This window comes from Aquabacterium sp. (genome assembly GCF_014378415.1).
Lineage (GTDB): Bacteria > Pseudomonadota > Gammaproteobacteria > Burkholderiales > Burkholderiaceae_C > Aquabacterium.
Map to the genome: position 1 here is coordinate 1 of NZ_JACMNS010000059.1, position 26228 is coordinate 26228.

The following is a 26228-nucleotide window of genomic DNA, read 5'->3' on the forward strand; positions in this document are numbered from 1 at the left end:
ATGCCCGCTGCGATGCCGCCCCACACGCCGCACAGTCCGTGCAGCGGCCACACGCCCAGCACATCGTCGATCTTCCATTTGTTTTGCGTCAGCGTGAACATGAACACGAAGATGGCGCCGGCAATGGCCCCCACGGCCAAAGCGCCCGCAGGGTGCATGACGTCTGAGCCTGCGCACACGGCCACCAATCCGGCCAAGGGGCCGTTGTAGACGAAGCCAGGATCGTTCTTGCCCAGCAACGCCGCCATCAAGGTGCCGCCCACCAGGGCCATCAGCGAATTCACCGCGACCAGGCCTGAGATTTTGTCGATGGTCTGCGCGCTCATCACGTTGAAGCCAAACCAGCCCACTGCCAGGATCCAAGATCCCAAGGCCAGGAAGGGGATGCTGGAGGGCGGGTGGGCCGACATGCCGCCGTCCTTGCGATAGCGGTTGCGCCGCGCGCCCAAAATCAGCACGGCGGGCAGCGCAATCCAGCCGCCAAAGGCGTGAACCACCACCGAACCGGCGAAGTCGTGCATGGGCCCGCCCGTGACGCTTGCAATCCAAGTCTGAATGCCGAACTTGTTGGCCCACACCGCGCCTTCGCACAAGGGATACAGCAGACCCACGATCACGGCCGTGGCCAGCATCTGAGGATGGAACTTGGCCCGCTCGGCGATGCCGCCCGAAATGATGGCTGGGATGGCCGCAGCAAAGGTCAGCAGGAAGAAGAACTTGACCAGTTCGTAGCCATTCTTCTGGGCCAGCACCTCGGCACCGCTGAAGAAGTCAACGCCGTAAGCCACGGTGTAGCCCACGAAGAAATACGCGATGGTGGACACGCAGAAGTCCACCAGGATTTTGACCAGGGCATTGACCTGGTTCTTGCCGCGCACCGTGCCCAACTCCAGAAATGCAAATCCGGCGTGCATGGCCAACACCATGACTGCGCCCAGCAGGATGAACAGCGCATCCATGCCTTGTTTCGATGACTCCATGACATGCCCAAATTCGAAGTGAACTGAAGAAGAAAAAACGCACCGACTTGGGGTCGAATGCGTTGATGAATCAAGCTATGCACCAATAAAAGCAAAAAATGGGCCAGTTTGGTGTTGCAGTGTCTCGTTGTTGTGCGCCTTATTCGCCCTGATTTTGGGCTCAAGGCGATACTGGCGGTTCGCATTGATGGGGTTTTGAGCCAATTTGGTGCATTGGCCGTGACGACACTTCCTCCACATTACGTGGTCCACTGTGGCTGGGCTCAAAATAGCGCCAGCCTGACAAACCAGGGCCTGCCAGAGGACTGAGATGACGATTCGAGTTGGAGAAGGTTGGGACACGCACGCGCTGGTGACGGGGCGGCCCTTGATCCTGGGTGGCGTCATCATCGAGCACACCCATGGTTTGCTGGGGCATTCTGATGCCGATGCGCTGCTACATGCCATCACCGACGCCGTGTTGGGCGCGGCGGGCCTGGGTGACATTGGCCGCCACTTTCCCGACACCGACCCAACGTTCAAAGGCGCTGATTCGGTGGCGTTGTTGCAAGAGGCCGTTCGCCGGGTGGCTCAGGCAGGCTGGATGGTGGGCAATGTAGACAGCACCATCGTGGCCCAGGCGCCCAAAATGGCGCCCCACATTGAGGCCATGCGCGAGCGAATCGCCGCCGCACTGGGGGTGAGCGTTGAGTCCGTCAACGTCAAAGCCAAAACCGCTGAAAAAATGGGCCCGGTGGGCGAAGGCCGGGCGATCGAGGCCCGGGCCGTCTGCCTTCTGGTGAAGAAGGCGTAAGTCAAATCAAGGTGCCCGCTTCAGCCTGATGTGGGCCACCAAGCCACCACCTGGCGCATTGCCCAGGTCCAGCTGGCCTCCCATGCGCTGGAGTGCTTTTTCTACAATCGCCAGGCCCAGCCCTGCGCCTGTGGCGGCCGTTCGCGCGGCATCACCTCGGAAGAACGGCGTGGTCAGTTGTGCCAGTTTTTCCACGGCCACACCGGGTCCGTGGTCGCGCACGCTCAACAGCACCCAAGAGCCTGAGCGCGTGTAGCTGACCTCTACATTGGCCACGCCGGTGTAGGTGTTGCGGCCATAGCGGCGGGCGTTCTCGAACAGGTTGGTCAGCACCCGGCCCAACTCGGTCTCGTCGGCCATCACCTTGGTATCGATGGGCAACTTGGCCCCGATGCGGATGCGCTTGGTATCGCGGAACTGGCTGATGGCCTTGTCTACCACCGACGACACATGCACCGGCACCAGCGTGACATCGCCGGGCCGCGCGTAGTCCATGAACTTGTCGATGATGGCGTCCAGCTGGTCGATGTCGGCCGCGATGTTGCGTTTGGCCTCTTCGTCGACCACGCTCATCTCGGCTTCCAGGCGGATGCGGGCCAGTGGCGTGCGCAGATCGTGCGAAATGCCGGCCAGCATCACCGCGCGGTCTTCGTCCACCTTGGCCAGTTCGCGCGCCATGCGGTTGAAGCCCTGGTTCACCTCGCGGATTTCGCGCGTGATCATGGACTCGTCCAGCACGGAGTCGTATTCACCTTCTCTGATGCGACTGGCGGCGAACGACAGCTCTTTCAGCGGCTGGTTGATCAGCCGGGCAATCGTGGCCGACCCCAGAATCGTGGCGATGAAGGCAATGCCCACCCAAATGAACCAGGTGCGCCCGGTCATGGGCTCGATGCGCGATGTGTCGGCTTGCAACCAATAGTTGTCCCGCTCAATTTGGAAGCCCACCCACAAACCTGGCACATGGTTCACGCTGCTGGCCACCACCGTGGTGGGCCCCAGGCGCGAACGCAACTCCTTGCCGATCGCATTGGTGAAACGGTTGACTTCAAAGGGCTCAAACTGATCCGACGGCTCCCGCGCCTTGAGCATGATCGACTCCTGCTCGGACATGGTCTTGATCAGCGTGACACGGTTGATGCTGTCGGCGTAGCGCAAGGCCGCGCGAGACAAATTGACCAAGCTGGCCACTTGTTGCGCAGCTTGCACGGTGCGTGGCTCGAACTCCAGGGCCTTGAAGGTTTGAACCCAGGCCACGATGCCCAAGGTCAGCAGCAGGGCCAGAAGGATGAACGTCCGCCAGAACAGACTGAGCGCGAAACGATTTCTACGCATGCGCCACCATCAAGCCCCACCGTCCGGCACGAACACATAACCCACACCCCAGACCGTCTGGATGTAGCGGGGCTGTGAGGGATCGGGCTCGATCATCTTGCGCAGGCGCGAGATCTGCACATCAAGGCTGCGGTCAAAGGGTTCGAATTCGCGGCCACGGGCCAGTTGCGCCAACTTGTCGCGTGACAGGGGTTGGCGCGGGTGGCGCACGAGTGCCTTGAGCATCGAGAACTCGCCAGTGGTCAGGGCCAGGGGCTCGCCTTCCTTACTCAAGCGGCGCAAAGCCAGGTCGAACTCGAAGGGGCCGAACTGCACGGTTTGTGCATCCTTGGCTGGGGCGCCGGGCGCCTCGGGGGCAGGGCGGCGGCGCAGCACGGCGTGGATGCGGGCCAGCAGCTCTCGCGGGTTGAAGGGCTTGGGCATGTAGTCGTCGGCGCCCACTTCGAGGCCCACGATGCGGTCCACGTCCTCGACCTTGGCGGTCAGCATGATGATGGGCGTGCTGTCGTTGGCGGCGCGCAGGCGGCGGCAGATGGACAGGCCGTCTTCACCGGGCAGCATCAGGTCCAGTACGATCAGGTCGACAGATTCACGGGTCAGCAGTCGGTTGAGCGCCTTGGCATCTTCGGCCAGCAGGACCTCGAAGCCCTCCTGGCTGAGGTAGCGGCGCAGCAGGTCGCGGATGCGGGCGTCGTCGTCCACCACCAGAATTCGATCTGGGCGTTGGGTGTTCGCTGTGGTCATCCGTCTCTCCTCGGAATTTGTAACAAGCCGGGATTGTGCGCACTTTGCATGGGCAAAAACCGGTGCTCTGACCCCTTGTTACAAATCTTGCGCTCTTGGGGCTTGGGCGTCAAGAGGGGCTTGACATGCGGTAAAAAGCCCCGGAGTCAGCGTGGGCAGGCCCTGACGCGTTAGATTGCATGAGTCCTTGGCCGCGGACCTCTGTTCGTTGGCTGGATTCAAAAAACCATGTTGTCAGGAGCCCTCATGCCTCGTTATTTGGTCCCCATGTTGTTGAGTTCGGCTCTGTTGGCCGCGAGCGCGTCGGTGGCTCAAGCTGCAGAGCCGCTTCGTGCCAATGTGGTCAGCTTTCAGACCACGGCCACTCAGGAGGTCACGCAGGACCTGTTGGCCGTCACCTTGCAGGCCAACCGCGAAGGCGCTCAGGCCGCTGAAGTGCAGAGCAGCCTCAAGCAAGCCTTGGACGCCGCCTTGACCGAAGCCAAGCGCTCAGCCCAGGCAGGCGCCATGGAGGTGCGCACCGGCTATTTCGCGATCAATCCGCGTTATGGCAACAACGGCCGCATCAATGGTTGGCAGGGCACGGCGCAGCTGGTGCTGGAGGGCACCGACACCACGCGCATTTCGCAAACGGCTGGCAAGCTGAATCAGCTCAATGTGGTGAACGTGAGCTATGGCCTGTCACGCGCCCTGCGTGAGCAGCATGAATCGGCGCCCACGGCCGACGCCATCAACCGTTTTCGCAACCGCGCGGGCGAGTTGGCCAAGAACTTCGGCTTCAACGGCTACTCGCTGGGCGAAGTCAACGTTCAGACTGGCGAGCCCGGTTTTCAAGGCCGCCCGATGATGATGGCCATGCGTGCCAAATCAGCTGACGCGGCCGAAGCCGCCTTGCCGGTCGAGCCGGGCAAAGGCGTGCTCACCGTGACCGTGTCGGGTCAGGTGGTCTTGAGCAAGTGATGGGCGGGGGTGGCCTCGGGCGAGGGTTCGTCGCGCCACTGGCCGCCCTTGAGCGTCTCGTGTGGCCGAAAGTGCGTCTTGTAGGCCATTTTGCGGCTCTGCTGGATCCAGTAGCCCAGGTAAACGTGCGGCAGGTTCAATTGCTGAGCCTGGTCGATCTGCCAAAGTACGTTGTAGGTGCCGTAGCTCTTGTTGGCTTCTGGCTCGTAGAAGGTGTAGACCGCTGACAGGCCATCGTTGAGGATGTCCAGGATCGATACCATCTTGAGCGCACCCTGGGCCTGGCCCTCCTGCGGCGGCTCGCGAAACTCCACCAGCCTTGAGTTGACGCGGCTTTGCAGCAGGAACTGGGTGTACTGATCGACCGAGTCATGGTCCATGCCGCCGCCTTTGTGGCGGCCGGCCTGGTAGCGCAAGTAGAGTTGGTAATGCTCTGGTGTGAAGCACAGGCGCAGCACACGCGCCTCCAGGCCTTGGTGCGACTTCCAGGCCCGAAGTTGGCTGCGGCTGGCCGCAAAGCGTTCTACCGGGATCCGCAAAGGCACGCAGGCCTGGCAACCATCGCAATAAGGGCGGTAGGTGAACATGCCGCTGCGCCTAAAACCGTTGGCCACCAAGCCTGAGTACACATCGGCGTTGATCATGTGACTGGGCGTGGCGACCTGCGACCTTGCCACCTTGCCATCCAGGTAGCTGCAAGGGTAGGGCGCCGTGGCGTAAAACTGCAAGGAGGCCAGAGGGAGGTCTTTGAGGTGCGTCACGCTGCCAAATCCAGGTGGGACCAAAATGAATCATCATAGGCCCAAACTGAAGGCCCCTTGAGATCGACGGCCCCCCTCAAATGGGCCTCAAACTCGGCGCGAGGCCAGGTGCGCCCGCCCAGCGAGGCCAGGTGGCTGGTGCGTTGCTGGCAATCGATGGTAGTGATGCCGTGGGCACGGCAAAAGCACACGAGTGCGGCCAGCGCGATCTTGGACGCGTCGGCCTGCCGGGTGAACATCGACTCGCCGTAAAACATCTGGCCCAGGCTGATGCCGTACAGGCCGCCCACCAGCTTGCCATCCATCCAGGTCTCGAACGAATGCACCTGACCGGCGGCATGCCAGCGCTTGTAGGCGGCCTGCATGGCGAGCACGATCCAGGTGCCGTTCTGGCCTTGGCGCGGCGCGTTGGCGCAAGCCTCGATGACCTGATCAAAAGCGAAGTCGATGCGGATTTCGCAACCCGGTGTGCGCAGGAATTTGCCGATGGTCTTGCGCAGGGATCGGTTCAATTTGAACTCGTCCACGGGCAGCACCATGCGCGGGTCAGGCGTCCACCAGAGGATGGGTTGACCTTCGCTGAACCAGGGGAAGATGCCATGTCGATAGGCATCGCTCAGGCGTGCAACGCTCAAATCGCCACCGGCTGCCAACAGGCCGGGGGCGTCGGTGTCGGCACCCCAGGCATTGACGGTATCGGGAAACGGGTCGAGAGCGTTAAGCCAAGTGATCATGGTCCCTGATCGAAAAAAAGCCCGATGGCGAACCACCGGGCTTAAGGGTACCTTGAACGAATTTCAGGAGGTACCGAGGAGACAACCTTTCAGTGAGTGCCCTTGTGGTGCAAGGGCATCTCTCGGGTCGGGCGCCGAAAGCCAAACGCAAGGTAATTGGCTTTCGGGCTCGACCGTGTGGCTGATCAGGCAGCCTTGCGGGGCTTGGCCGTGGCAGCTTGAGAGGCCTTGACGGCGGTGTTGGAGATGGCTTGGAAGTTGGCTTCGGCCACGTCAGCAGCCTGCTTGGCAGCCTTTTGTACCGAGTCAAACGCGTTGTTGGCAGCGGCCACGGCCGACTTGACCAACACCACGGCGTTTTCAGTGCCGGCGGGCGCGTTCTTCACGGCGTTGTCCACCACAGACATGAATTTTTTCTGGGCTTCGGACATTTGGCCCTCGGCAACCTTGCTGACTTCAGCGCTGGTGCTGGAGGCGATGTCATACAAATGACGGCTGTAGGCGGCGGCCTTTTCAGCGGACGGTTGCAGCAGGCTGGTGTTCAGGGCCAACAACTCCTGGGCGTCTTTCACTGACAAGACAGCCTTGGTGTGCTCGGACACTTCATCCAGCGTGGCTTTGGCCACTTGCAGGTTCAGTTCGACCAATTTTTCCACGCCTTCAAAAGCCTTTTGGCCCAGATCCATCAGAGTGGCAATGTTGGCTTTGTGGTTGGCCATGAGTTGTTCAGCGGTCAGCATGTCATATCTCCGTAAGATGAATGGGTTAAGTCGCTGCGCCAAGTGATTAAAATGCTTTGTTGCGCTGCAACATACCCGTAATTATATGGATCTGCAAACACATTGCAAGTGGTTTTTGTGCGGTGCAGCAAAAAGTGGGTAAAAGCTCGGTTTTTGTTGGCCTACACTTGGCTTCTTCGAATCCTCACACTCCTGATCGATTAATCATGAGCCTGCTGCTAGTCCCCCCCGGTGCCAAGGCACCCGATGTGTTCAACGTCATCATCGAAATCTCGGCCAACTCCGATCCGGTCAAGTATGAAGTCGACCATGAAACCGGTGCGGTTTTTGTCGATCGTTTCATGGGCACCGCGATGCACTACCCGTGCAATTACGGCTACGTGCCCCGAACCTTGGCCGACGACGGCGATCCGGTCGATGTGCTGGTCGTGACGCCTTTCCCACTGCCTCCGGGTGTGGTTGTGGCCTGCCGTCCCCTGGGCATCCTGAAGATGGACGACGAAGCTGGTGGCGACTCCAAGCTGGTGGCCGTGCCCACTGAAAAGATCTTGCCCATGTACTCCAAGATCAAGTCGACCGACGACCTGCCCGAACTGCTGCTCAAGCAGATCCAGCATTTCTTCGAGCACTACAAGGATCTGGAGCCCGGCAAATGGGTGAAGGTCAAGGGTTGGGCTGGCATTGACGATGCCAAGGCTGAAGTCACCCAAGGCATTGCCAACTACAACCAAAAGCACGCCTGATTTTTCCATCAAGCCTGCATGAATAAACCGCCGAGCCTGTGAGGGCTTTGGCGGTTTTTTTGTTGGCTGAACGCGCTGTTTATTCCAGGCGCTTGATCGCCTTGGCCAGGGTCGAGGCAATCTGATCGATCTGGTCGTCGTTGATGATCAGTGGCGGCGAGATGGCGATGTTGTCGCCCGCCGCGCGCACCAGCACGCCTTCTTCCCAGCAGCCCAGGAAGGCCCCAAAGGCCCGGCGCCCAGGGGCGGCGCCAGCGCGAGGGGCGAACTCAACCGCGACGACTGCACCCGTGTTGCGGATGTCCACCACGTGGGGCAAGCCTTTGAGGTTGTGGAAGGCTTCTTCAAACTTGCCTTCCAATTGCGCGCCCCGCGTCAACAGGCCTTCTTCTTCATACGTGTCCAGTGTGCCGTGGGCGGCGGCACAGGCCATGGGGTGGGCTGAATAGGTGTAGCCGTGCGGCAGCTCAATCGCGGCTGGCGGGCCCTGCATGAACGTGTCGTGAATGGCTTGTTTGGCAAAAACGGCGCCCATGGGGATCACGCCATTGGTGATGCCTTTGGCGGCGGTCAGCAGGTCGGGTGTCACGCCGTAATGTTGCGCAGCGAAGGGTGAGCCCAGTCGGCCAAAGCCTGAAATCACTTCGTCAAAAATCAGCAGGATGCCGTGCTTGTCGCAGATGTCGCGCAGGCGCTGCAGGTAGCCTTTGGGCGGCAGCAGCACGCCGGTCGAACCGGCCATGGGCTCGACGATGACGGCGGCGATGGTGGACGCGTCGTGTAGCGTCACCAGGCGTTCCAGGTCGTCGGCCAGCTCGGCGCCGTGCTCGGGTTGCCCTTTGGTGAAAGCGTTGCGTGCCAAGTCGTGGGTGTGTCGCAAGTGGTCCACGCCGGTGACCAAGTTGCCGAACAGCTTGCGATTGGGCCCCAGGCCACCCACCGCTGTGCCCGCGAAGTTGACCCCGTGGTAGCCCCGCTCGCGCCCGATCAAACGGGTGCGGTGACCCTCGCCGCGCAGGCGATGGTAGGCGATGGCGATCTTCAATGCGGTGTCCACGGCCTCGGAGCCCGAGTTGGTGAAGAACACCTTGTTGAGGCCTTCAGGCGTCAGCTTGACCAACCGTTCTGCCAACGAGAACGCCAGCGGGTGGCCCATCTGAAAGGGCGGCGCGTAGTCCATCTCCTCCACCTGGCGGGCAATGGCCTCGACGATGCGAGGCCGCGCATGGCCAGCATTGACGCACCACAGGCCCGACGTGCCATCCAGGATCTCGCGCCCCTCGGGCGTCCAGTAGTGCATGCCCTTGGCCTTGGCCAGCATGCGCGGTGACTGTTTGAATTCCCGGTTTGCCGTGAATGGCATCCAGAAGGCGTCCATGTTTGGGTTCACGTTGTGCTCCATGTCTTTTCAAGTCACCCTACAGCATTGGGTTCGTAATGCCATTTTCATGCCCAAAAATGGACAAGACGGCGTGGCGCTGAAAAATTGGGTCTTATATAAGACATAAGTCTTTGAAATTTCCGCTGAACTCTGTAGAATCACGGGTTTTCCTCGTACCCACCAACCTCCCCCGGAGATGTCATGACGAAACTCACCCGCGAACAACAGATCGCCGCCCTCGAAAAAGACTGGGCTGAAAACCCCCGTTGGAAGCTTGTCACGCGCGGCTACTCCGCAGCTGACGTCGTGCGTCTGCGCGGCAGCCTGCAGCCTGAGTACACCCTGGCCAAGAACGGCGCTGAAAAGCTGTGGGACAAGGTCAACGGCGGCGCCAAGAAGGGCTACGTCAACGCTTTCGGTGCCATCACCGCCGGTCAAGCCATGCAACAAGCCAAGGCTGGCCTGGAAGCCGTGTACCTGTCGGGCTGGCAAGTCGCCGCCGACGGCAACACGTCGGAAACCATGTACCCCGACCAATCGCTGTACGCGTACGACTCGGTGCCCACCATGGTTCGCCGCATCAACAACACGTTCAAGCGTGCTGACGAAATCCAATGGGGCCGTGGCATCAACCCAGGCGACGAAGGTTTCATTGACTACTTCCTGCCGATCGTCGCTGACGCTGAAGCCGGTTTCGGTGGCGTGTTGAACGCTTTCGAGTTGATGAAGAACATGATCGCTTCGGGCGCTGCTGGTGTTCACTTCGAAGACCAATTGGCTGCCGTGAAGAAGTGCGGCCACATGGGCGGCAAGGTGCTGGTTCCTACCCGTGAAGCCATCGAAAAGCTGAAGGCTGCTCGTTTCGCTGCTGACGTGATGGGCGTGTCCACCATCGTGCTGGCCCGCACCGATGCTGAAGCTGCCAACCTGCTGACCAGCGACTGCGACGACAACGACAAGCGTTTCGTCACTGGCGAACGCACCCAAGAAGGCTTCTACCGCGTCAAGAACGGTCTGGAGCAAGCCATCAGCCGTGGCGTTGCTTACGCTCCCTACGCTGACTTGGTGTGGTGTGAAACCGGCGTGCCTGACATCGGCTTCGCCCGTGAATTCGCGCAAGCTGTGCACGCTGCCTGCCCTGGCAAGCTGCTGTCGTACAACTGCTCGCCTTCGTTCAACTGGAAGAAGAACCTCAACGACAAGCAAATCGCTTCGTTCCAAGAGGACTTGTCGGCCCTGGGCTACAAGTACCAGTTCATCACGCTGGCTGGCATCCACATCAACTGGTACAACACGTTCCAGTTCGCTCACTCCTACGCCAACGGCGAAGGCATGAAGCACTACACCGAAATGGTTCAAGAGCCAGAATTCGCTGCTCGCGAAAAGGGTTACACCTTCGTGTCGCACCAACAAGAAGTTGGCGCTGGTTACTTCGACGACGTGACCACCGTGATCCAAGGTGGTTCGTCTTCCGTGAAAGCCCTGACTGGCTCGACCGAAGAAGAACAGTTCCACTGAATCGAACCTTCGATCCAAGTGCGATCAAAAGCCCCTGGCGCAAGCCCGGGGCTTTTTTCATGCGTCCTTGATGTGGAAGGGGTTAAAATATTGGCAATCCGATCCATCCAGCAAGAGCGAGAAAGGCAATCACGGTTATGACACCGCGAACGACGACCACCCTGACGAAGACCTCCACCGAGGTCTAAAAGGCTGGCCGCTGCTTCAATTGCTTATTCGCATCTGATTCAAAAAAGCGCGGCACCCACCGCGCTTTTTCATTGGTCTGCGCTCTTGCTTGTGTGTTTGCGCACGCCCCACAAAACATCGACAGGTTTCACCATGATTTCCATCCAGCTTCCCGACGGTTCCAAGCGCGAATTCCCTGGCCCGGTCACGATCGCCGAGGTGGCGGCGTCCATCGGTGCCGGCTTGGCCAAAGCCGCCTTGGCCGGTCGGGTGGGGCAGGGCGAGAGCGCACGCGTGGTGGACACCAGCTACCTCATGGACGCTGACACGTCGCTGGCCATCATCACTGACAAGGACTCCGCCGGTCTGGACGTGATCCGTCACTCGACCGCCCACTTGCTGGCCTACGCCGTCAAAGAGCTGTTCCCCGAGGTGCAGGTCACCATCGGCCCGACCATTGAGAACGGCTTCTTTTACGACTTTGCCTACAAGCGACCCTTCACGCCCGAAGACCTGATCGCCATCGAAAAGAAGATGGGCGACCTGGCCAAGAAGGACGAGAAGGTTGAGCGCCGCGTGTTGCCGCGCGATGAGGCCGTGTCTTACTTCAAAAGCCTGGGCGAGCACTACAAGGCCGAGATCATCGAAAGCATCCCGGCCGACCAGGACGTGTCGCTGTACAGCGAAGGCGCTTTCACCGACCTGTGCCGCGGGCCCCACGTGCCCAGCACCGGCAAGCTCAAGCACTTCAAGCTGATGAAGGTAGCGGGCGCCTATTGGCGTGGCGACCATCGCAACGAGCAATTGCAGCGCATCTACGGCACGGCCTGGGCCAGCAAGGACGACCTGCAAAAGTACCTGACCCTGCTGGAAGAAGCCGAAAAGCGCGACCACCGCAAACTGGGCCGCGACCTCGACCTGTTCCACATCGATGAGCACGCGCCGGGCGTGGTCTTTTGGCACCCCAATGGTTGGACGGTGTGGCAGGCGGTCGAGCAGTACATGCGCCACGTTTACCGCGACAACGGCTACCAGGAGGTCAAGGGCCCACAGATCCTGGACAAGACGCTGTGGGAGAAGACCGGCCACTGGGACAAGTACCGCGAAAACATGTTCACCACCGAGAGTGAAAAGCGCGACTACGCCCTCAAGCCCATGAACTGCCCGGGCCACATCCTGATTTTCAACCAGGGCATCAAGAGCTACCGCGACCTGCCAGTTCGCTACGGTGAGTTTGGCCAGTGCCACCGCAACGAGCCCACCGGCGGACTGCACGGCATCATGCGCGTGCGCGGCTTCACCCAGGACGACGGCCACATCTTCTGCACCGAAGACCAGATCCTGCAAGAGTGCGTCGATTTCACAGCCTTGCTGCAGAAGGTCTACCTGGACTTCGGCTTCACCGACATCATCTACAAGGTGGCCACGCGCCCTGTGGCCCGCATTGGCAGCGACGAGGTTTGGGACAAAGCCGAGCAAGCCCTGATCGAAAGCCTGCGCGCCACCGGCAGCGACTTCGAGATCGCGCCGGGCGAGGGCGCTTTCTACGGCCCCAAGATCGAATACACCCTGAAAGACGCCTTGGGCCGCCACTGGCAGTGCGGCACCATCCAGGTCGACTTCTCGATGCCACAGCGCCTGAACGCCGAATACGTGACCGACACCAGCGAGCGTCAGCATCCCGTGATGCTGCACCGCGCCATCCTGGGCAGCCTGGAGCGATTCATCGGGATTTTGATCGAACAGCATGCCGGCGCGCTGCCGGTTTGGCTGGCGCCCACCCAGGTTGTGGTCATGAATATCACCGATGCGCAGGCCGATTACGTCAAAGAAGTGACCAAAGCATTGCAGAAACAAGGACTTAGGGTCAAATTGGATTTGCGTAACGAGAAAATCACCTATAAAATCCGTGAGCATTCGCTGCAAAAGGTGCCTTACATCCTCGTTGTCGGTGACAAAGAGAAGGATGCTGGTGCCGTCGCCGTGCGCGCCCGGGGCAATCAAGACCTCGGTGTGATGTCGTTAGACAGCTTCTCCCAGAGGATTGCTCAAGACATCGCCAGCAAGGCTTGAGGTGACGCGTGGGTGTTTTCAGCCCACGCCAGCTTCGCTTTCCGGGACGCGTGTTTCACAGTTGACTGGTGCGAGCTCCATTGAAGAGCCCGTGGCCTGAAGGAATTCGAGATCGCTAACTTTTTTGACCGCCGGACGCCCAATGTTGAGCGCAAGCACCGGCTGAATCGTGAGATCACTGCGCTAGAGGTTCGGTTGAACGGGATTGAGAACGAGCCTTTGGGCATCGTGAGCATCCAGGACGCCTTGCGCATGTCTGCCGAAGCCGATGTGGACCTGGTCGAAATTGCCGCCGCGGCTGAGCCGCCGGTCTGTCGCCTGATGGACTACGGCAAGTTCAAGTACCAGGAGCAGAAGAAGGCTCACGACGCCAAGCTCAAGCAGAAGGTGATCGAAGTCAAGGAAGTCAAGTTCCGCCCGGGCACGGACGAAGGCGACTACCAGATCAAGATGCGCAATCTGCGCAAGTTCCTGGAAGATGGCGACAAGGGCAAAGTGACCTTGCGCTATCGGGGCCGAGAAATCACCCACCAGGACATCGGCATGAGGTTGCTGGAGCGTGTGCGTGATGAGCTCACCGATGTGTCGGTGGTCGAGAACATGCCCAAGCTCGAAGGGCGCCAGATGATCATGATTCTGGGTCCGAAGCGCAAGAAGTGATGCAGAGATGACACCCTCCGGGCGACCGGTGGTGTTTGCCCTGGAGAAGGTTTGGTCGCCGTCTCCGTGGGTTCGAAGTGCCTGCAGGCCATCAAGACGCGGAGAAGTTCGCGGCGCCTGTCAGGAACAATTTAAAAGGAGCAGAACATGCCCAAAATGAAGACCAAGAGCAGTGCGAAGAAGCGTTTTCGCGTGCGTCCGGGTGGTACCGTCAAGCGCGGTCACGCCTTCAAGCGCCACATTCTGACCAAGAAGTCCACGAAGACGAAGCGCCACTTGCGTGGTTCGACTGCCGTGCATGAAACCAACATGAGCTCCGTCGCACAGATGTTGCCCGGGTTTGGTATCTGATTTTTTGATTTTGATTCATCGCCTGAAGGAATTCATCCATGCCTCGCGTTAAACGTGGTGTAACAGCCCGTGCTCGTCACAAAAAAGTCCTAGCCCTTGCCAAGGGTTTCCGCGGTCGCCGCAAGAACGTTTTCCGCATTGCCAAGCAAGCGGTCATGAAAGCTGGGCAATATGCCTACCGTGACCGCCGTGCCAAGAAACGCGTGTTCCGTCGCTTGTGGATTGCCCGGATCAACGCCGGCAGCCGTTCACTGGGCTTGACTTACAGCAAGTTCATGGCCGGTATCAAGAAAGCGTCGATCGAGATCGACCGCAAGGTTCTGTCCGACATGGCCATCAATGACCCGGCTGCTTTTGCAAGCCTGGTTGAGATCGCCAAGTCCAAGTTGGCCGCTGCTTGATAGCCTTGCACAGCACACCATGCTGAAACGATTCGGCTGAATTTTTCAGCCGAATTTTCACAAAGGCCTGACCCCGTGTCCGGCCTTTTTTTTCGACGCATTTAGACCAAAGCGCGACGAAAAACACGACGAAGACCGCGACGAAATGAACGATCTCGAACAACTGGTTCAATCTGCCGCTGAGGCTTTTGCCGCTGCCGCCACCCCTGCCGATCTGGAGAACGCCAAAGCGCGCTTTCTGGGCAAGTCCGGCAGCCTGACGGAGCTGCTCAAGGGCATGGGCGCGTTGAGCGTGGAAGACAAGAAGACGCGTGGCGCCGCCATCAACCAGGCCAAGCAGCAGGTGGAAGCGGCCTTGACCGCTCGCCGTCAGGCCCTGGCCGATGAGGAGTTGGCTTTGCAGCTGCGCGCCGAAAGCCTGGACGTGAGCCTGCCCGGACGCCGTCGCGGCGAGGGTGGCCTGCACCCGGTGTCGCTGACGCTGGAGCGCATGGAAGCCATCTTCGGATCGATGGGTTTTGCCGTGGCTGATGGCCCGGAAATCGAGACCGACTGGTTCAACTTCACGGCCTTGAACACGCCGGAAGACCATCCCGCGCGCTCCATGCACGACACCTTCTATGTGGAAGGCGGCAACCTGCTGCGCACGCACACCAGCCCGATGCAGGTGCGTTACGCGGTGCAGCACGTCAAGCAGCACGCCGAAGCCGTGGGCCGTGGCGAGCGCATCCCCGAGATCCGAGTGATCGCGCCAGGCCGCACTTACCGGGTGGACAGCGATGCCACCCACTCGCCCATGTTCCACCAGTGCGAAGGCCTGTGGATTGGCGAGGCCGTGAGCTTCACTGACCTGAAGGCGGTGTTCGCCGATTTCTTCCGCAATTTCTTCGAGACCGACGACCTGGACATCCGTTTCCGGCCCTCGTTCTTCCCCTTCACCGAGCCTTCGGCCGAGGTGGACATCGCTTTCGCCAGCGGTCCCTTGAAGGGCCGTTGGCTGGAAGTGGGCGGTTCGGGCCAGGTGCACCCCAATGTGGTCCGCAACTTTGGCCTGGACCCTGAAAAGTACATCGGTTTTGCCTTCGGCCTGGGGCCGGATCGCCTGACGATGCTGCGCTATGGGGTCAATGACCTGCGCCTGTTCTACGAAGGCGATTTGCGCTTTCTCTCGCAGTTCCAGTGAAGCTTTAAGACGACGCCACCGCACAAGGACCCGAAGCCATGACGACCAACACCGCTGCCACGTCCATTCAAGCCTGGGCCGCCAATGCCGCGAAGCAACCGCTTGAGCCTTTCAACTACGAGCCGGGCCCGCTGGGGTTGGAAGAGGTTGAGATTCAGGTTGAGCACTGCGGCCTGTGTCACTCCGACTTGTCCCTGATCGACAACGAATGGGGCGTGGCGCCTTACCCGATGGTGGGTGGCCACGAGGTCATTGGCCGCGTGGTCGCCTTGGGCTCGTCGGCCAAGGGCTTGACGCTGGGGCAGCGCGTGGGCCTGGGCTGGAACTCGTCCAGTTGCACTCATTGCAATCCTTGCCTGAGCGGACTTCAGCAACTTTGCCGCAAGGTGCAGCCGACCATCATCGGTCACCACGGCGGCTTTGCCGAACGGGTGCGGGCGCATTGGGTTTGGGTCGCACCCATCCCTGAAGGCCTGGATGCCAGCAAGGCCGGGCCTTTGTTGTGTGGCGGTGTGACGGTGTTCTCGCCTTTCCTGACCTATGACGTCAAGCCCACGCACCGCATCGGCGTGGTGGGCATTGGTGGTTTGGGCCATTTGGCCCTGAAGTTTGGGCGGGCCTGGGGTTGCGAGGTGACGGCGTTCACCTCGTCCGAATCCAAGCGCGACGAGGCCTTGCAACTGGGCGCGCACCGCGTGGTCTCCAGCGTTGACCCGGCATCCATGAAGCAGATCGCGGGGCAGCTGGACCTGGTGCTGGTCACCGTCAATGTGATGCTGAATTGGAAGGCCATCATGGGCACGCTGGCGCCGAATGGCCGCTTGCACTTGGTGGGTGTGCAGACCGAAGCGATGCCCGTTGAAACGCGCAGCCTGATGGCCGCGCAACGCAGCGTGTCGGCCTCGCCCACGGGCTCGCGCACCGACATCGACGCCATGCTGGCCTTTGCTGCACGCCATGGCATCGCGCCACAAACTGAACATTTCCCGATGAGCCGCATCAACGAAGCGCTGGACCACCTGCGCGCCGGCAAGGCCCGTTACCGCGTGGTGCTGGACGCCGATTTCGTGCAAGCTTGATTTAATAGATTTCCCAAGGATCCCTCATGCAATTTCCCGAGTCCTGGCTGCGTTCGTTTTGCAACCCTGACCTGAACACCCAGCAACTGGCCGATCTGTTGACCATGGCCGGTCTGGAGGTGGAAGAGCAGCAGCCGGTGGCGCCTCCTTTCACGGGCGTGGTGGTGGGGCTGGTGCTGGAAGTGGCCAAGCACCCGGATGCCGACCGTTTGAATGTTTGCAAGGTGGACGCGGGCACGGGCGAGCTGCTGCAAATCGTGTGTGGCGCGGCCAATGTGGCGGTGGGCATCAAGGTGCCTTGTGCAACCGTGGGCGCCGAATTGCCGCCGGGCGCCGATGGCAAGCCCTTCAAGATCAAGCTGGGCAAGCTGCGAGGGGTTGAGAGCCAGGGCATGCTTTGCTCGGCGCGCGAACTGGGCGTGGCTGAAGAAGCTTCGGGCCTGCACATCCTGCCGCTGGACGCGCCCGTGGGCACCAGCATCCGCGATTACCTGATGCTGGACGATACGCTGCTGACGCTCAAGCTCACGCCCAACCTGGCGCACTGCCTGAGCGTGCAGGGCGTGGCCCGTGAAGTCGCGGCCCTGACCGGTTCGCCGTTGCACAAGCTGACCATCAAGCACGTGGTGCCCACCATCGACGACCGCCTGCCTGTCAAGGTCACGGCGCCTGACCTGTGTGGTCGGTTTGCCGGTCGTGTCATCCGTGGTGTGAACCCCAAAGCGGCCACGCCCGCTTGGATGGTGGACCGCCTGGCCCGTTGTGGCCAGCGCTCGGTGTCGGCCCTGGTCGATATTTCCAACTACGTGATGTTCGAGTTGGGCCAGCCTTCGCACGTGTTCGACCTGGACAAGGTGCATGGCGGCCTGACGGTGCGCTGGGGGCAAACTGGCGAAACCTTGAAACTGCTCAATGGCCAGACCGTGACCTTGGACGAGCACGTTGGTGTGATCGCCGATGAGCAGCAGGTCGAATCATTGGCCGGCGTGATGGGCGGCGACGCCACCTCGGTGGGCGACGACACGCGCAATGTCTACCTGGAAGCGGCCTTCTGGTGGCCCAAGTCGATTGCCGGCCGTGCACGCCGCTACAACTTCTCGACCGATGCCTCGCACCGCTACGAGCGTGGTGTGGATCCGGCCCCCACGGTCGAAGCCATCGAACGCATCACCCAGTTGATCCTGGACATTTGCGGTGGCCACGCTGGCCCGGTCGATGACCAGGTGGTCAAGGCCGCCGAACGCCCGCCTGTGACGCTGCGCCTGTCGCGCGCCCAGCGTGTGATCGGCATGCCGGTGACCTTGGCGCAATGCCAGGAGGTGTTCACGCGCCTGGACCTGCACTACAGCACCCAGGCCAAGGGCAGCGACACGCACCTGGTGGTGATTCCACCAAGCTGGCGCTTTGATCTGCAGATCGAGGAGGACCTGATCGAGGAAGTGGTGCGCGTGATTGGCTTTGACCAATTGCCCAAGCGCCCGCCCAAGGCGCCCATTGAGGCGCAGGTGCTGCCCGAAGCCAGGCGCAGCCTGTTCGCGGTGCGGCGCTCGGTGGCCAGCCGGGGCTATCAAGAGACCATCAACTTCAGTTTTGTGGAAGAGCGCTGGGAGCGCGAGCTGGCGGGCAATGAAAACCCGATCCGTGTGCTCAATCCCATCGCCAGCCCCTTGAGCGTGATGCGCTCCAGCTTGGTCGGCAGCCTGGTCGAAGTGCTGCGCACCAACCTCTCGCGCAAGGCCGACCGCGTGCGCATTTTCGAGGTTGGCCGCGTGTTCAAGCGCGATGCCTCCGTCATCAACAGTGACCAAACCGTGGCGGGCATTGACCAGCCCGTCCGCGTCACGGGCCTGGCTTATGGCCCGGCCGATGTGCAGCAATGGAGCGCCGCGTCGCGCGCCGTTGATTTCTTCGATGTGAAGGGCGATGTGGAGGCCTTGCTGGCGCCGCGTCAGCCGCGTTTTGTGGCCGCAGAGCACCCGGCTTTTCACCCCGGGCGCTGTGCCCGCGTAGAGCTGGACGGTCAATCCGTGGGCTTCGTGGGCGAATTGCACCCCAAATGGCGTCAGGGCTACGAGTTGCCCCAGGCCCCGGTGCTGTTTGAGCTCGATGCCGACGTGCTGACTCAGCGCGTGGTGCCATCCTTCCAGGCGGTGCCGCGCCTGCAGTCGGTCTACCGTGATCTGGCCCTGGTGGTGAACGACAGCATCACGCACGATGCCTTGATGGCAGCCATCACCGAGGCCCCTTCTGAGGGCCTGGTGCGTGGCGCTCGCCTGTTCGACATCTACAAGCCCAAGGCCGCCGTGGCCGGCATGGCCGACAACGAGCGCAGCCTGGCGGTGCGCCTTGAATTGCGTGACGACGAGCAGACCTTGACCGACGAGCGCATCGAGGCATCCTTGAAGGGCGTGCTGGCATCCTTGTCTCAACGCGTCAGTGCGCGGGTGCGGTCATGAGCGACAAGATTCTGCCTGAAGTGCACGTGCTGCTGCCGACCCTGGAGACGCCCACGCTGACCAAGGCCGACCTGTCCGAGATGCTGTTCGACCGGCTTGGCCTGAACAAGCGCGAGTCCAAGGACATGGTCGAGGCATTTTTCGAGCTGGTGCATGAAACGCTGGACCAAGGCCAGGACGTCAAGCTGTCGGGCTTTGGCAACTTTCAGATCCGGCGCAAAGCGCCGCGTCCGGGGCGCAATCCCCGCACGGGGGAGGCCATTCCCATCGCCGAACGGCATGTGGTCACCTTCCACGCCAGCCAGAAGCTCAAGGGCATGGTGCAAGGAGACTTACCCACCGAGGAAGAGTTGGAGTAAAGTCTCAGGCCTTTCACCGATCTTGTTGATTTAGATCGGGAAATTGCCAACACGGGCCTTTTGACGACCATGGACAGCGCCTTGCCGCCAATTCCCGCGAAACGCTACTTCACCATCGGTGAGGTGAGTGAACTCTGCCTGGTCAAGCCGTATGTGCTGCGCTACTGGGAGCAGGAGTTCGTCCAGCTCAAACCCATGAAGCGGCGCGGCAACCGGCGCTATTACCAGCACCACGAGGTGCTGCTGATCCGCCGCATCCGCGAGTTGCTGTACGACCAGGGCTTCACCATCAGCGGGGCGCGCAATCGCCTGTCCGAGCTGGGTGCCCGTGGCGCCTTGCCCAAGCTGGATCCCGCCATGTTGTGCGACGAGGTCGAGCCTTTGGATGAGGTGGCTGCTCAGCACCCCGCTGTGGCCTTGCAAGCCGGTACGCGTGCGCCTGCCACGTCCCAGCGCGTGGTGCATGCATCGCCTGAGACCGCCTGGTTGGGGCCGGATGTGCGCGAGGTGCAAAAGGCCAGTCCGCAGGCGGTGGAACAGCTGCGCGAAGCATTGCTGTCGATCCGTGAATTGCTGGAATGACAAAAATTCATGCTATAATTGAAGTCTTCGGGGCGTAGCGCAGCCTGGTAGCGCACTTGCATGGGGTGCAAGGGGTCGTGAGTTCGAATCCCACCGTCCCGACCAAGCATCACGAGGGTTAGTAGGTTAGCGCCTACTAACCCTTTCGTGTTTCTGGGCTACCTTGATGACCGACTTATCCCCGACTTCTGTGGATAACCTTGTTGGCAAGTGCGGGGTAAAGCGTCCCTCCCCAGGCAAGCGCTTTCTGTGCTGCGAAATGAGGCAGTTCCGTGACATCTGGAGCATCCCTTGTCCCTGAGAAAAATGGCCCCGACCAAGGAAGAGACCGCGGTGATGCCGCCGTTTCCAGGTTTGCCCTTGGCCCGCATCTTCGTGCTCAGAACCCAGGCCGAGTTTGCGGCGGCGTTTGACGAAATCCTGGCGGCAGGCCGGGCGGGCTTCGACACCGAATCCAAGCCCACCTTCACGATGGGCGAGGTCAGCGAAGGCCCGCACGTGGTGCAGTTCGCCTTGAGCGACAAGGCCTTCATCTTTCAGCCGCACCGCAGCGAGGGGCACCCCTTCCTGACCGAGCTGCTGCACTCTGACAAGGTGCTCAAGGTCGGTTTCGGGCTGCAGTCGGACAAAGGGCAGATCCACGCCAAGCTGGGCGTCCAGCTTCAGACGGTGCTTGATCTGAACAGCGTGTTCCGCCAAGAGGGCTACAACAACTCAATGGGTGTGCGGGCGGCGGTGGGTGTGGTGTTCAAGCAGTACTTCCAGAAGTCCAAGAAGACGACCACGTCCAACTGGGAGGCGCGTGAACTGACGGACAAGCAGCTGCTGTACGCCGCCAATGATGCCTACGCCGCGCTCAAGGTGCTGGACGCCCTGAAGCTGGCCCAACCCGACTTGCCATAGCGGTCGGGGCCTGAGGGCCCACGGCGAACAGAAGCACCTGCAGGATCTCACCCTTTTGCGACCTGCGTAGATCCCACAGGGATGAGCAGGGGCTTGGGCCTCGCGGTCTACTCCCGCTGTGCCTTGGTGCGCGCCGCGTATTGGCGCGCCATCAGCGAGCACACAAAAAGTTGAAGCTGGTGATAGAACATGATGGGCAACACCAGCACGCCCAGCGCCGGGTCACCCCCGAAGAGCAGCCGCGCCATGGGCACGCCCGAGGCCAGCGTTTTCTTCGATCCGCAGAACACCGCCACGATCTCATCTTCGACCGGGAAGCCCATGGCCTTGGCCACGCGCTTGGTGAACCACAGCATAGGGAAGAGGAACAAGGCCGCGCCCACCAGGGTGATGGCGATCAGGCTCAGCCCATGCTTGCTCCACAGACCATCGGCCACCGAATCGCTGAACGAGCACCACACCAGCAGCAGGATCACACCCTTGTCCACCAGCGTGGTTTTGGACTTGATGCTTTTGAAGAAGTTGCCCCACCAGGGGCGCAGCAACTGGCCCAGCACGAAGGGAAACAACAGCATGCGCGCCACCTTCAGCATCGTGTCGCCCAGGTCCATGCCCTGGCCGGTGCCGCTGTGGCCACTGAACACCAGGCTGGCCAGCAAGGGCGTCAAAAACACGCCCAGCAAGGTCGACAGCGTGGCGTTCAAGATGGCGGCGGCAACATTGCCCCGCGCCAGCCCCGTCATCGTGACCGAGGACGACACGGTGGAGGGCAGCACGGCCAGGTAAAAGAAGCCCAACCACAGATCGTGCGGGATGTAAGGCCCCAAGCCCAGGCTCAGCAACCACCACCACAGCGGAAAGGCCACAAACGTGCACACCTGCACCACCAGGTGCAGCCGCCAGAGCGAGGCGCCTTGCTTGAGGCTGTCGGTCGACAGGCCCATGCCGTGCAGAAAGAACACCAGGAAAATACCGACATTGCCCACCTGATCGAGGTGCAGCGTGCCCCCGGTTTTGCCCAATTGGGGCAGCAGGGAAGCCAGCAACACGGCGGCGATCATGCCGACGAGGAAGCCGTCAGCGGCGCCGCGTTGCGTTTTGGGGTGTCGTCGCATCATCATGGTCAGGTCAAGAAGCCAACAAACGGCAAAAACGCAAGGTTAGTGCCTTCCGCGCTGAATTCATGCACCGGATGAGACAGGCTGTGCCGCCAAGCCGGGACTGAATCGGCGGCGTCAACCTGCAAGCCCTCCCTGTCAGGCGCTTTGAGCGGCGGGCGATGTGAGTTCGTGAACTGGCCGCGGAGGCTCTGCGCTGACGGCCGCTTCTTCGCTCAACACACAGCGGTTGCGGCCGTTGGCCTTGGCCGCGTACAAAGCCTGATCGGCGCGTTCCAGCAGGGCTGACAAGGGCTCATCGGCCCGGTGCAGGGCCAGGCCCGCCGAGAAAGTCACTTGCCATGACGGCGCGCTGGTGCACAGGCGCTGCTGCCCAATGTGCTCGCGCAGGCGCTCCAGCGTCTGCTGGCCATCGGCGCCGGTGTTGGTGTCGGTCAGCAGCACCAAAAACTCTTCGCCACCCCAGCGGCAGATGATGTCCGTCTCGCGCAGCACCTGCTGGGCACTGCGGGCAAAGCCCACCAGCGCTTCGTCACCCGCCTGGTGGCCGTGGCCATCGTTGATGCGCTTGAAGTGGTCCAGGTCGATCAGGGCCACGCCAAAGCTGCGGCCGGATCGTTGCTCACGCTCGCATTCGCGCTCCAGCAAGGTCTGCATGTGCTGGCGGTTGAACATGCCGGTCAAGGCATCGTGGGTCAGCAACTGGTTGACCTGTGCCATCGTGGTGGCCAGTGCCTGGCGCTCTTCTTTCTGCCGGGCCCGCGCCAGGCTGAAGTTGCGCGATTGCCAGGTCAGCAGCCACAGCACGATGGCCGTGCCAACCATGTGCATCAGCTCCTGGCCCAGCACAAACTCTGCCGGCTTGGTGACCACCAGCGTGATGAAGGCGGCCAGCAACAGGCCAATGGCGGCAGCGCCGGCCGCGACGGTGCGGCTTGGTCCGAGCGAGGCAAAGCCGAACACCAGGCAGACGCACAGCACCTGCAGGTCGTATGGCCGCGAGGCCGGTGCCACCACATAGCTGATGGACACCTGCAGGCAGGCCCAGACGATCTGCTGCAGCACCATGCCGGGGTCGGCCCACTTGGCGGTGATGCCTGAGCGCACCATCAGGTAGGGGATGATGCCCGGTAAGGCGTCGCTGATGGCCAGCCACATGCCATGCTCGCGGCTGATGAAGCCCCCCGGGATCAGGAAGAACAGCACGAACAGCACTGCCGTGAAGTAGATGCCCGACACCACCAGGCACTGGCGAAGCCCCGCATGCATCTTCTCATTGGGGCCCAGCAGCAGGGCGGCCAGGCCCCGCACGGGCTTGGGCTCGCGGCTACGGCCTGGCTTGGGGGCGGCAGGCGGTGCAGGCTCGGCCAGGTGCACCACCGTGGCCGCTGCACGGCCGATCGCCGAGGCCTGCTGAGGTGCTTGAGCCTTGATCGGGGCGCTTGCTTGAAAGGCCGCCTCGGCCTGCGCGGGCGGCTCGATGCGATCGCGCCCCTGGGCCTTGGCGCGGTACAAGGCCTGGTCGGCCAGGTCCAGCGTCTGGTCCACGCTGCGGCTGATCACGTGCTGGCTGAGGCCCGCCGAGAACCTGACCGCCAAACCGGCTTGGTGCTGCGACCAGTCGTGCGCGTGAACCAGGTCCCGCAGGTGGCTGAGCGCGGCGTGGGCTTGCGCCTCATTCGTTTCGGGCATCAGCACCAGGAACTCTTCGCCCCCCCAACGCGCCAGTGCATCAGTCCGGTCGGCAAAGGCTTGCAGGCCCAGCGCCGCGAACTGCTGCAGCACCACATCGCCCATGGCGTGGCCATGCTGATCGTTCACGCGCTTGAAGAAATCGATGTCGAGGATGGCCAGGCAAAACACCAGGCCCGATCGCCGCAGGCGCTGCGCTTCATCGTCGAGCAAGCCCGACATGTGGCGCCGGTTGTACAAGCCCGTCAGGCCATCACGCATGGTCAGTTGGCGCTGCTGCTTGAGGGCCGCGACCATGTCTTCCTTGGTTTTGATCTGCAGCTTGCGCAGCGATCGGCCAAAGGCCGAGATCACCAGCAGCACCGGCACCAGCACGCCGCTCAAGGCCAGCTTGACCAGCTCATCGGCCAGTTGAACGCTGCCCGGCGCCTGCCAGTGCCAACTCGCCAGCATGCCCAGGGCCGGCAGCAGCATGGCCAGCGCGGCCACGGTGAAGGTTTGCTGCTTGGGCAGGCGGCGCATGTCGAACACGATGATCAGGCACAGCCACTGCAGCACCGCGCTGCGCGCCGACGGCACCAGGGCGTAGGTCAGCGCCACCAGCCCCACGCTGAACAGCACCTGCGGGTAGATCAGCATCGGGTCGCGCGAACGCAGGGCGATCTTGCTGTGGAGCAGCAAGAAAGTGCAAGTCGTGGTGGCCAAGGTGTAGGCCAGCACCCAACTTACCGGCCGAAGTTCGGCATAACCCAGGGACACCGACAGGAACAACAGGGCGTGCGCCGCGCCGATGGCGGGCAGGGTCAGCCAGAAGCGCTTGATGCCCTGGCGCTGCAAGGCGGCGGCATCGGCCAGCTTTTCCTGACGGGCGGGAGGCGCTGGGGGTGGTTTGGCGTCGTCCTCTGTGGCGACAGTGGCGGATGTGGTCACGAACGAAGCCTGTCAAGGTTGGTCGGCATTCATGGAGCCGCAGGGGGCTGTTCCGGTGTCCGTTCTATATCGGCCGTTTGGGGCGAAGCCTTGAGCCACACGCTGGCCAACCAGGGTTGTTGCTCGCGCGGCAGGCCTTCGGGGCGGTAGTAGTGGGTCAGCTCGGTGAAGCCGGCGGCCGTGAGGTGATCGCGCCAGGCGGGGAGGTCGTGGTAGCTGCCATAGCGGCCGCCGCTCCAGCCCTCCTGGCCTTGGCCGCGCGGATTGGAGCTGAAGAGCACGCCGCCGGGTTTGAGCGTGGCGTGCAGTTCTTTCAGCACGCGCCGCAGCTCCTGGCCGGGCACGTGGAAGAGCGAGGCGTTGGCGAAGATGCCGTCGAAATGCGCGGGCGGCAGGTCGAGCGCCAGGAAGCTTTGGTGCCAGACCTCGCAACCCGTGTGGGCGCGCGCCATCTCGGCGAAGCGCTCGGCGCCGTCCAGGCCGATGGCGTGGTGGCCCAGTTGCGCGAAGGCTTCCAGATCACGGCCGGGGCCGCAGCCGAAGTCCAAGATTGAGAAGGGGGCGGGCGCCTGGATGCGGGTGAGGAGGGCGGTGATGTTCTGGCGGACGTTGTGGTCGCGCGTGCCATGCCAGAACTGCTCGGCCTGCTGGTTGTAGTGGTCGACGGTGGTGGTGGCGATGCGGGTGAGGTCGGTGGGGGTGAGGGGCATGGGTGAATGATGGCAGATGCTTGTGCGCGACGCTTTGATCGTGGGGCGCCAGGCTTTGAGGGGGGGCGGACCGCGCAAAAGTTGAACAAATTCAATTGGTTGGCGGAATTTGGCATGGCGGAGTCGGCTGAGTTGGCCTGCAAGGCGCATGAAAGCTGGTTTTTCTCGAAAACCGAGACCGACAAGATCTGTAGACATGTACAGAGCGATGCATCGAGTTGAGGCGCCTTCTTGACGATGGCGATGGGCACGTAAGTGGCCACGGCGCACCACACCTGCGTCTTCACAGCGGTCTCGCTGTTGCCCAGAAAATGCTTGATGCGCAAATGCTCGGGATACTTCTTGCCCGAGTCGTGCCCGTTGAGCATGACTTGCTGATCACTGATGATGCCGGTGGTGCGATCCGTCGGCGCTTCCCGAGTAGACGCGCCTGGCATCCATCGTCGACTTTGCACGAGTGACGAAAAAGGCGCCGCTCTGGTGCAGCGTCTAGAGCTGCGCGAAGTCGACATAGGCGCGATCCATCACATAGAAGGCGCCGGCCTCGAAGCGGAGCATGTCCAGCCGAGTGTGAAGCTAGATGGCGGCCTTGGTGGATCGGAACGGCGCCCACTCGAACAGGCTCAGACACAGATCGATGGTGCTGGAGTCCAGCGCATAGACCGTGTTGTCCAGATCGACGCCCAGACAATCGTCCGAGTAGAGCTTGCGGGCGCGCCGGATCAGCACCGCCGCGAGGTCGGACCAGATGAGCCAGTTGCGCGATTCGTTGGCATCGGCCAGGGTCGAGCGTTTGACCACCGAGCGAAAGCCCATCGCATAGAGCTTGCTGGCATTGGCCGACAAGCTGGCCTCAATGTCGCGCAGGCTCTCG

Annotated in this window: 24 protein-coding genes, 1 tRNA gene and 1 pseudogene; 15 read left to right on the top strand and 11 right to left on the bottom strand. The window is 61.7% G+C overall.

From position 1 onward, the window contains the following. On the bottom strand, positions 1-980 hold a 980-nt coding region (locus tag H7225_RS05905), incomplete at its 3' end, for an ammonium transporter (RefSeq protein ID WP_290659860.1). A gap of 310 nt (positions 981-1290) precedes the next feature. Between H7225_RS05905 and ispF the strand changes: the two genes are divergently transcribed. After that, the gene (gene ispF, locus H7225_RS05910) at positions 1291-1773 is read left to right on the top strand and encodes a 2-C-methyl-D-erythritol 2,4-cyclodiphosphate synthase (RefSeq protein ID WP_290659861.1); all 483 of its coding nucleotides are present in this window, start codon (positions 1291-1293) and stop codon (positions 1771-1773) included. Positions 1774-1779: 6 nt separating this feature from the next. Here ispF and H7225_RS05915 read toward each other — a convergent pair whose 3' ends face one another. Both H7225_RS05915 and ompR read right to left on the bottom strand, forming a co-directional pair. After that, positions 1780-3108 carry a sensor histidine kinase gene (locus tag H7225_RS05915; RefSeq protein ID WP_290659862.1) on the bottom strand — a complete coding sequence of 443 codons (1329 nt, stop codon included), beginning with the start codon at positions 3106-3108 and terminating at the stop codon, positions 1780-1782. Positions 3109-3117: 9 nt separating this feature from the next. Then, positions 3118-3852: a two-component system response regulator OmpR gene (gene ompR, locus H7225_RS05920; RefSeq protein ID WP_290659863.1), complete on the bottom strand. Its 735-nt coding sequence runs from the start codon at positions 3850-3852 to the stop codon at positions 3118-3120. 246 nt (positions 3853-4098) lie between these two features. Here ompR and H7225_RS05925 point away from each other — a divergent pair, with 246 nt between their 5' ends. Then, positions 4099-4812, top strand: a complete 714-nt coding sequence (locus H7225_RS05925; RefSeq protein WP_290659864.1) for an SIMPL domain-containing protein — start codon at positions 4099-4101, stop codon at positions 4810-4812. Here H7225_RS05925 and H7225_RS05930 read toward each other — a convergent pair. From H7225_RS05930 to H7225_RS05940, 3 genes are all read right to left on the bottom strand, one after another. Continuing rightward, positions 4791-5573: an arginyltransferase gene (locus H7225_RS05930; protein ID WP_290659865.1), complete on the bottom strand. Its 783-nt coding sequence runs from the start codon at positions 5571-5573 to the stop codon at positions 4791-4793. The genes H7225_RS05925 and H7225_RS05930 overlap by 22 nt on opposite strands. Further along, positions 5570-6307 carry a leucyl/phenylalanyl-tRNA--protein transferase gene (aat, locus tag H7225_RS05935; protein ID WP_290659866.1) on the bottom strand — a complete coding sequence of 246 codons (738 nt, stop codon included), beginning with the start codon at positions 6305-6307 and terminating at the stop codon, positions 5570-5572. The genes H7225_RS05930 and aat overlap by 4 nt, the downstream gene beginning before the upstream one ends. A gap of 185 nt (positions 6308-6492) precedes the next feature. Then, positions 6493-7047, bottom strand: coding sequence for a phasin family protein (locus H7225_RS05940; protein WP_290659867.1), 555 nt, complete (start codon positions 7045-7047; stop codon positions 6493-6495). 206 nt (positions 7048-7253) lie between these two features. Between H7225_RS05940 and ppa the strand changes: the two genes are divergently transcribed. After that, entirely contained in the window at positions 7254-7790 is a 537-nt protein-coding gene (gene ppa, locus H7225_RS05945) for an inorganic diphosphatase (protein WP_290659868.1), read from the top strand. Positions 7791-7869: 79 nt separating this feature from the next. Here the strand turns inward: ppa and H7225_RS05950 are convergent, their stop codons facing one another. Beyond that, entirely contained in the window at positions 7870-9180 is a 1311-nt protein-coding gene (locus H7225_RS05950; RefSeq protein WP_290659869.1) for an aspartate aminotransferase family protein, read from the bottom strand. A 192-nt stretch (positions 9181-9372) separates the two neighbouring features. On the opposite strand from H7225_RS05950, the gene aceA reads away from it, so the two are divergent. From aceA to H7225_RS06010, 12 genes are all read left to right on the top strand, one after another. After that, positions 9373-10689 carry an isocitrate lyase gene (gene aceA / locus H7225_RS05955; protein WP_290659870.1) on the top strand — a complete coding sequence of 439 codons (1317 nt, stop codon included), beginning with the start codon at positions 9373-9375 and terminating at the stop codon, positions 10687-10689. A gap of 321 nt (positions 10690-11010) precedes the next feature. Beyond that, positions 11011-12930 (top strand): threonine--tRNA ligase, encoded by a 1920-nt coding sequence (gene thrS / locus H7225_RS05960; RefSeq protein ID WP_290659871.1) that lies wholly within the window; start codon positions 11011-11013, stop codon positions 12928-12930. A 111-nt stretch (positions 12931-13041) separates the two neighbouring features. Beyond that, positions 13042-13590 carry a translation initiation factor IF-3 gene (infC, locus tag H7225_RS05965; RefSeq protein ID WP_290659883.1) on the top strand — a complete coding sequence of 183 codons (549 nt, stop codon included), beginning with the start codon at positions 13042-13044 and terminating at the stop codon, positions 13588-13590. Between the two features lie 147 nt (positions 13591-13737). Next, positions 13738-13941 (top strand): 50S ribosomal protein L35, encoded by a 204-nt coding sequence (gene rpmI, locus H7225_RS05970; protein ID WP_290659872.1) that lies wholly within the window; start codon positions 13738-13740, stop codon positions 13939-13941. 38 nt (positions 13942-13979) lie between these two features. Further along, positions 13980-14342, top strand: a complete 363-nt coding sequence (gene rplT / locus H7225_RS05975) for a 50S ribosomal protein L20 (RefSeq protein WP_290659873.1) — start codon at positions 13980-13982, stop codon at positions 14340-14342. A 145-nt stretch (positions 14343-14487) separates the two neighbouring features. Then, a complete protein-coding gene (locus H7225_RS05980) occupies positions 14488-15525 on the top strand; it encodes a phenylalanine--tRNA ligase subunit alpha (RefSeq protein ID WP_290659874.1) in 1038 nt (345 codons plus the stop codon). A 38-nt stretch (positions 15526-15563) separates the two neighbouring features. Continuing rightward, entirely contained in the window at positions 15564-16604 is a 1041-nt protein-coding gene (locus H7225_RS05985) for an NAD(P)-dependent alcohol dehydrogenase (protein ID WP_290659875.1), read from the top strand. Positions 16605-16630: 26 nt separating this feature from the next. Further along, positions 16631-19060, top strand: a complete 2430-nt coding sequence (gene pheT, locus H7225_RS05990; RefSeq protein WP_290659876.1) for a phenylalanine--tRNA ligase subunit beta — start codon at positions 16631-16633, stop codon at positions 19058-19060. Further along, entirely contained in the window at positions 19057-19419 is a 363-nt protein-coding gene (locus H7225_RS05995; RefSeq protein WP_290659877.1) for an integration host factor subunit alpha, read from the top strand. Before pheT ends, H7225_RS05995 begins: the two co-directional genes overlap by 4 nt. A 69-nt stretch (positions 19420-19488) precedes the next feature. Further along, the gene (locus tag H7225_RS06000; RefSeq protein ID WP_290659878.1) at positions 19489-20001 is read left to right on the top strand and encodes a MerR family transcriptional regulator; all 513 of its coding nucleotides are present in this window, start codon (positions 19489-19491) and stop codon (positions 19999-20001) included. Positions 20002-20029: 28 nt separating this feature from the next. Next, positions 20030-20106: transfer RNA gene (locus tag H7225_RS06005), tRNA-Pro, on the top strand. A gap of 186 nt (positions 20107-20292) precedes the next feature. Next, entirely contained in the window at positions 20293-20904 is a 612-nt protein-coding gene (locus tag H7225_RS06010) for a 3'-5' exonuclease (protein WP_290659879.1), read from the top strand. Between the two features lie 107 nt (positions 20905-21011). Here the strand turns inward: H7225_RS06010 and H7225_RS06015 are convergent, their stop codons facing one another. The 4 genes and pseudogenes from H7225_RS06015 to H7225_RS06030 form a co-directional block, all read right to left on the bottom strand. Continuing rightward, complete coding sequence (locus H7225_RS06015) at positions 21012-22025, bottom strand: bile acid:sodium symporter family protein (RefSeq protein ID WP_290659880.1); 1014 nt, start codon at positions 22023-22025, stop codon at positions 21012-21014. Between the two features lie 135 nt (positions 22026-22160). Beyond that, a complete protein-coding gene (locus tag H7225_RS06020) occupies positions 22161-24644 on the bottom strand; it encodes a GGDEF domain-containing protein (protein ID WP_290659881.1) in 2484 nt (827 codons plus the stop codon). Between the two features lie 29 nt (positions 24645-24673). Beyond that, complete coding sequence (locus H7225_RS06025) at positions 24674-25354, bottom strand: class I SAM-dependent methyltransferase (protein ID WP_290659882.1); 681 nt, start codon at positions 25352-25354, stop codon at positions 24674-24676. Positions 25355-25491: 137 nt separating this feature from the next. After that, positions 25492-26228: pseudogene (locus tag H7225_RS06030) on the bottom strand (IS4 family transposase); the annotation flags it as partial.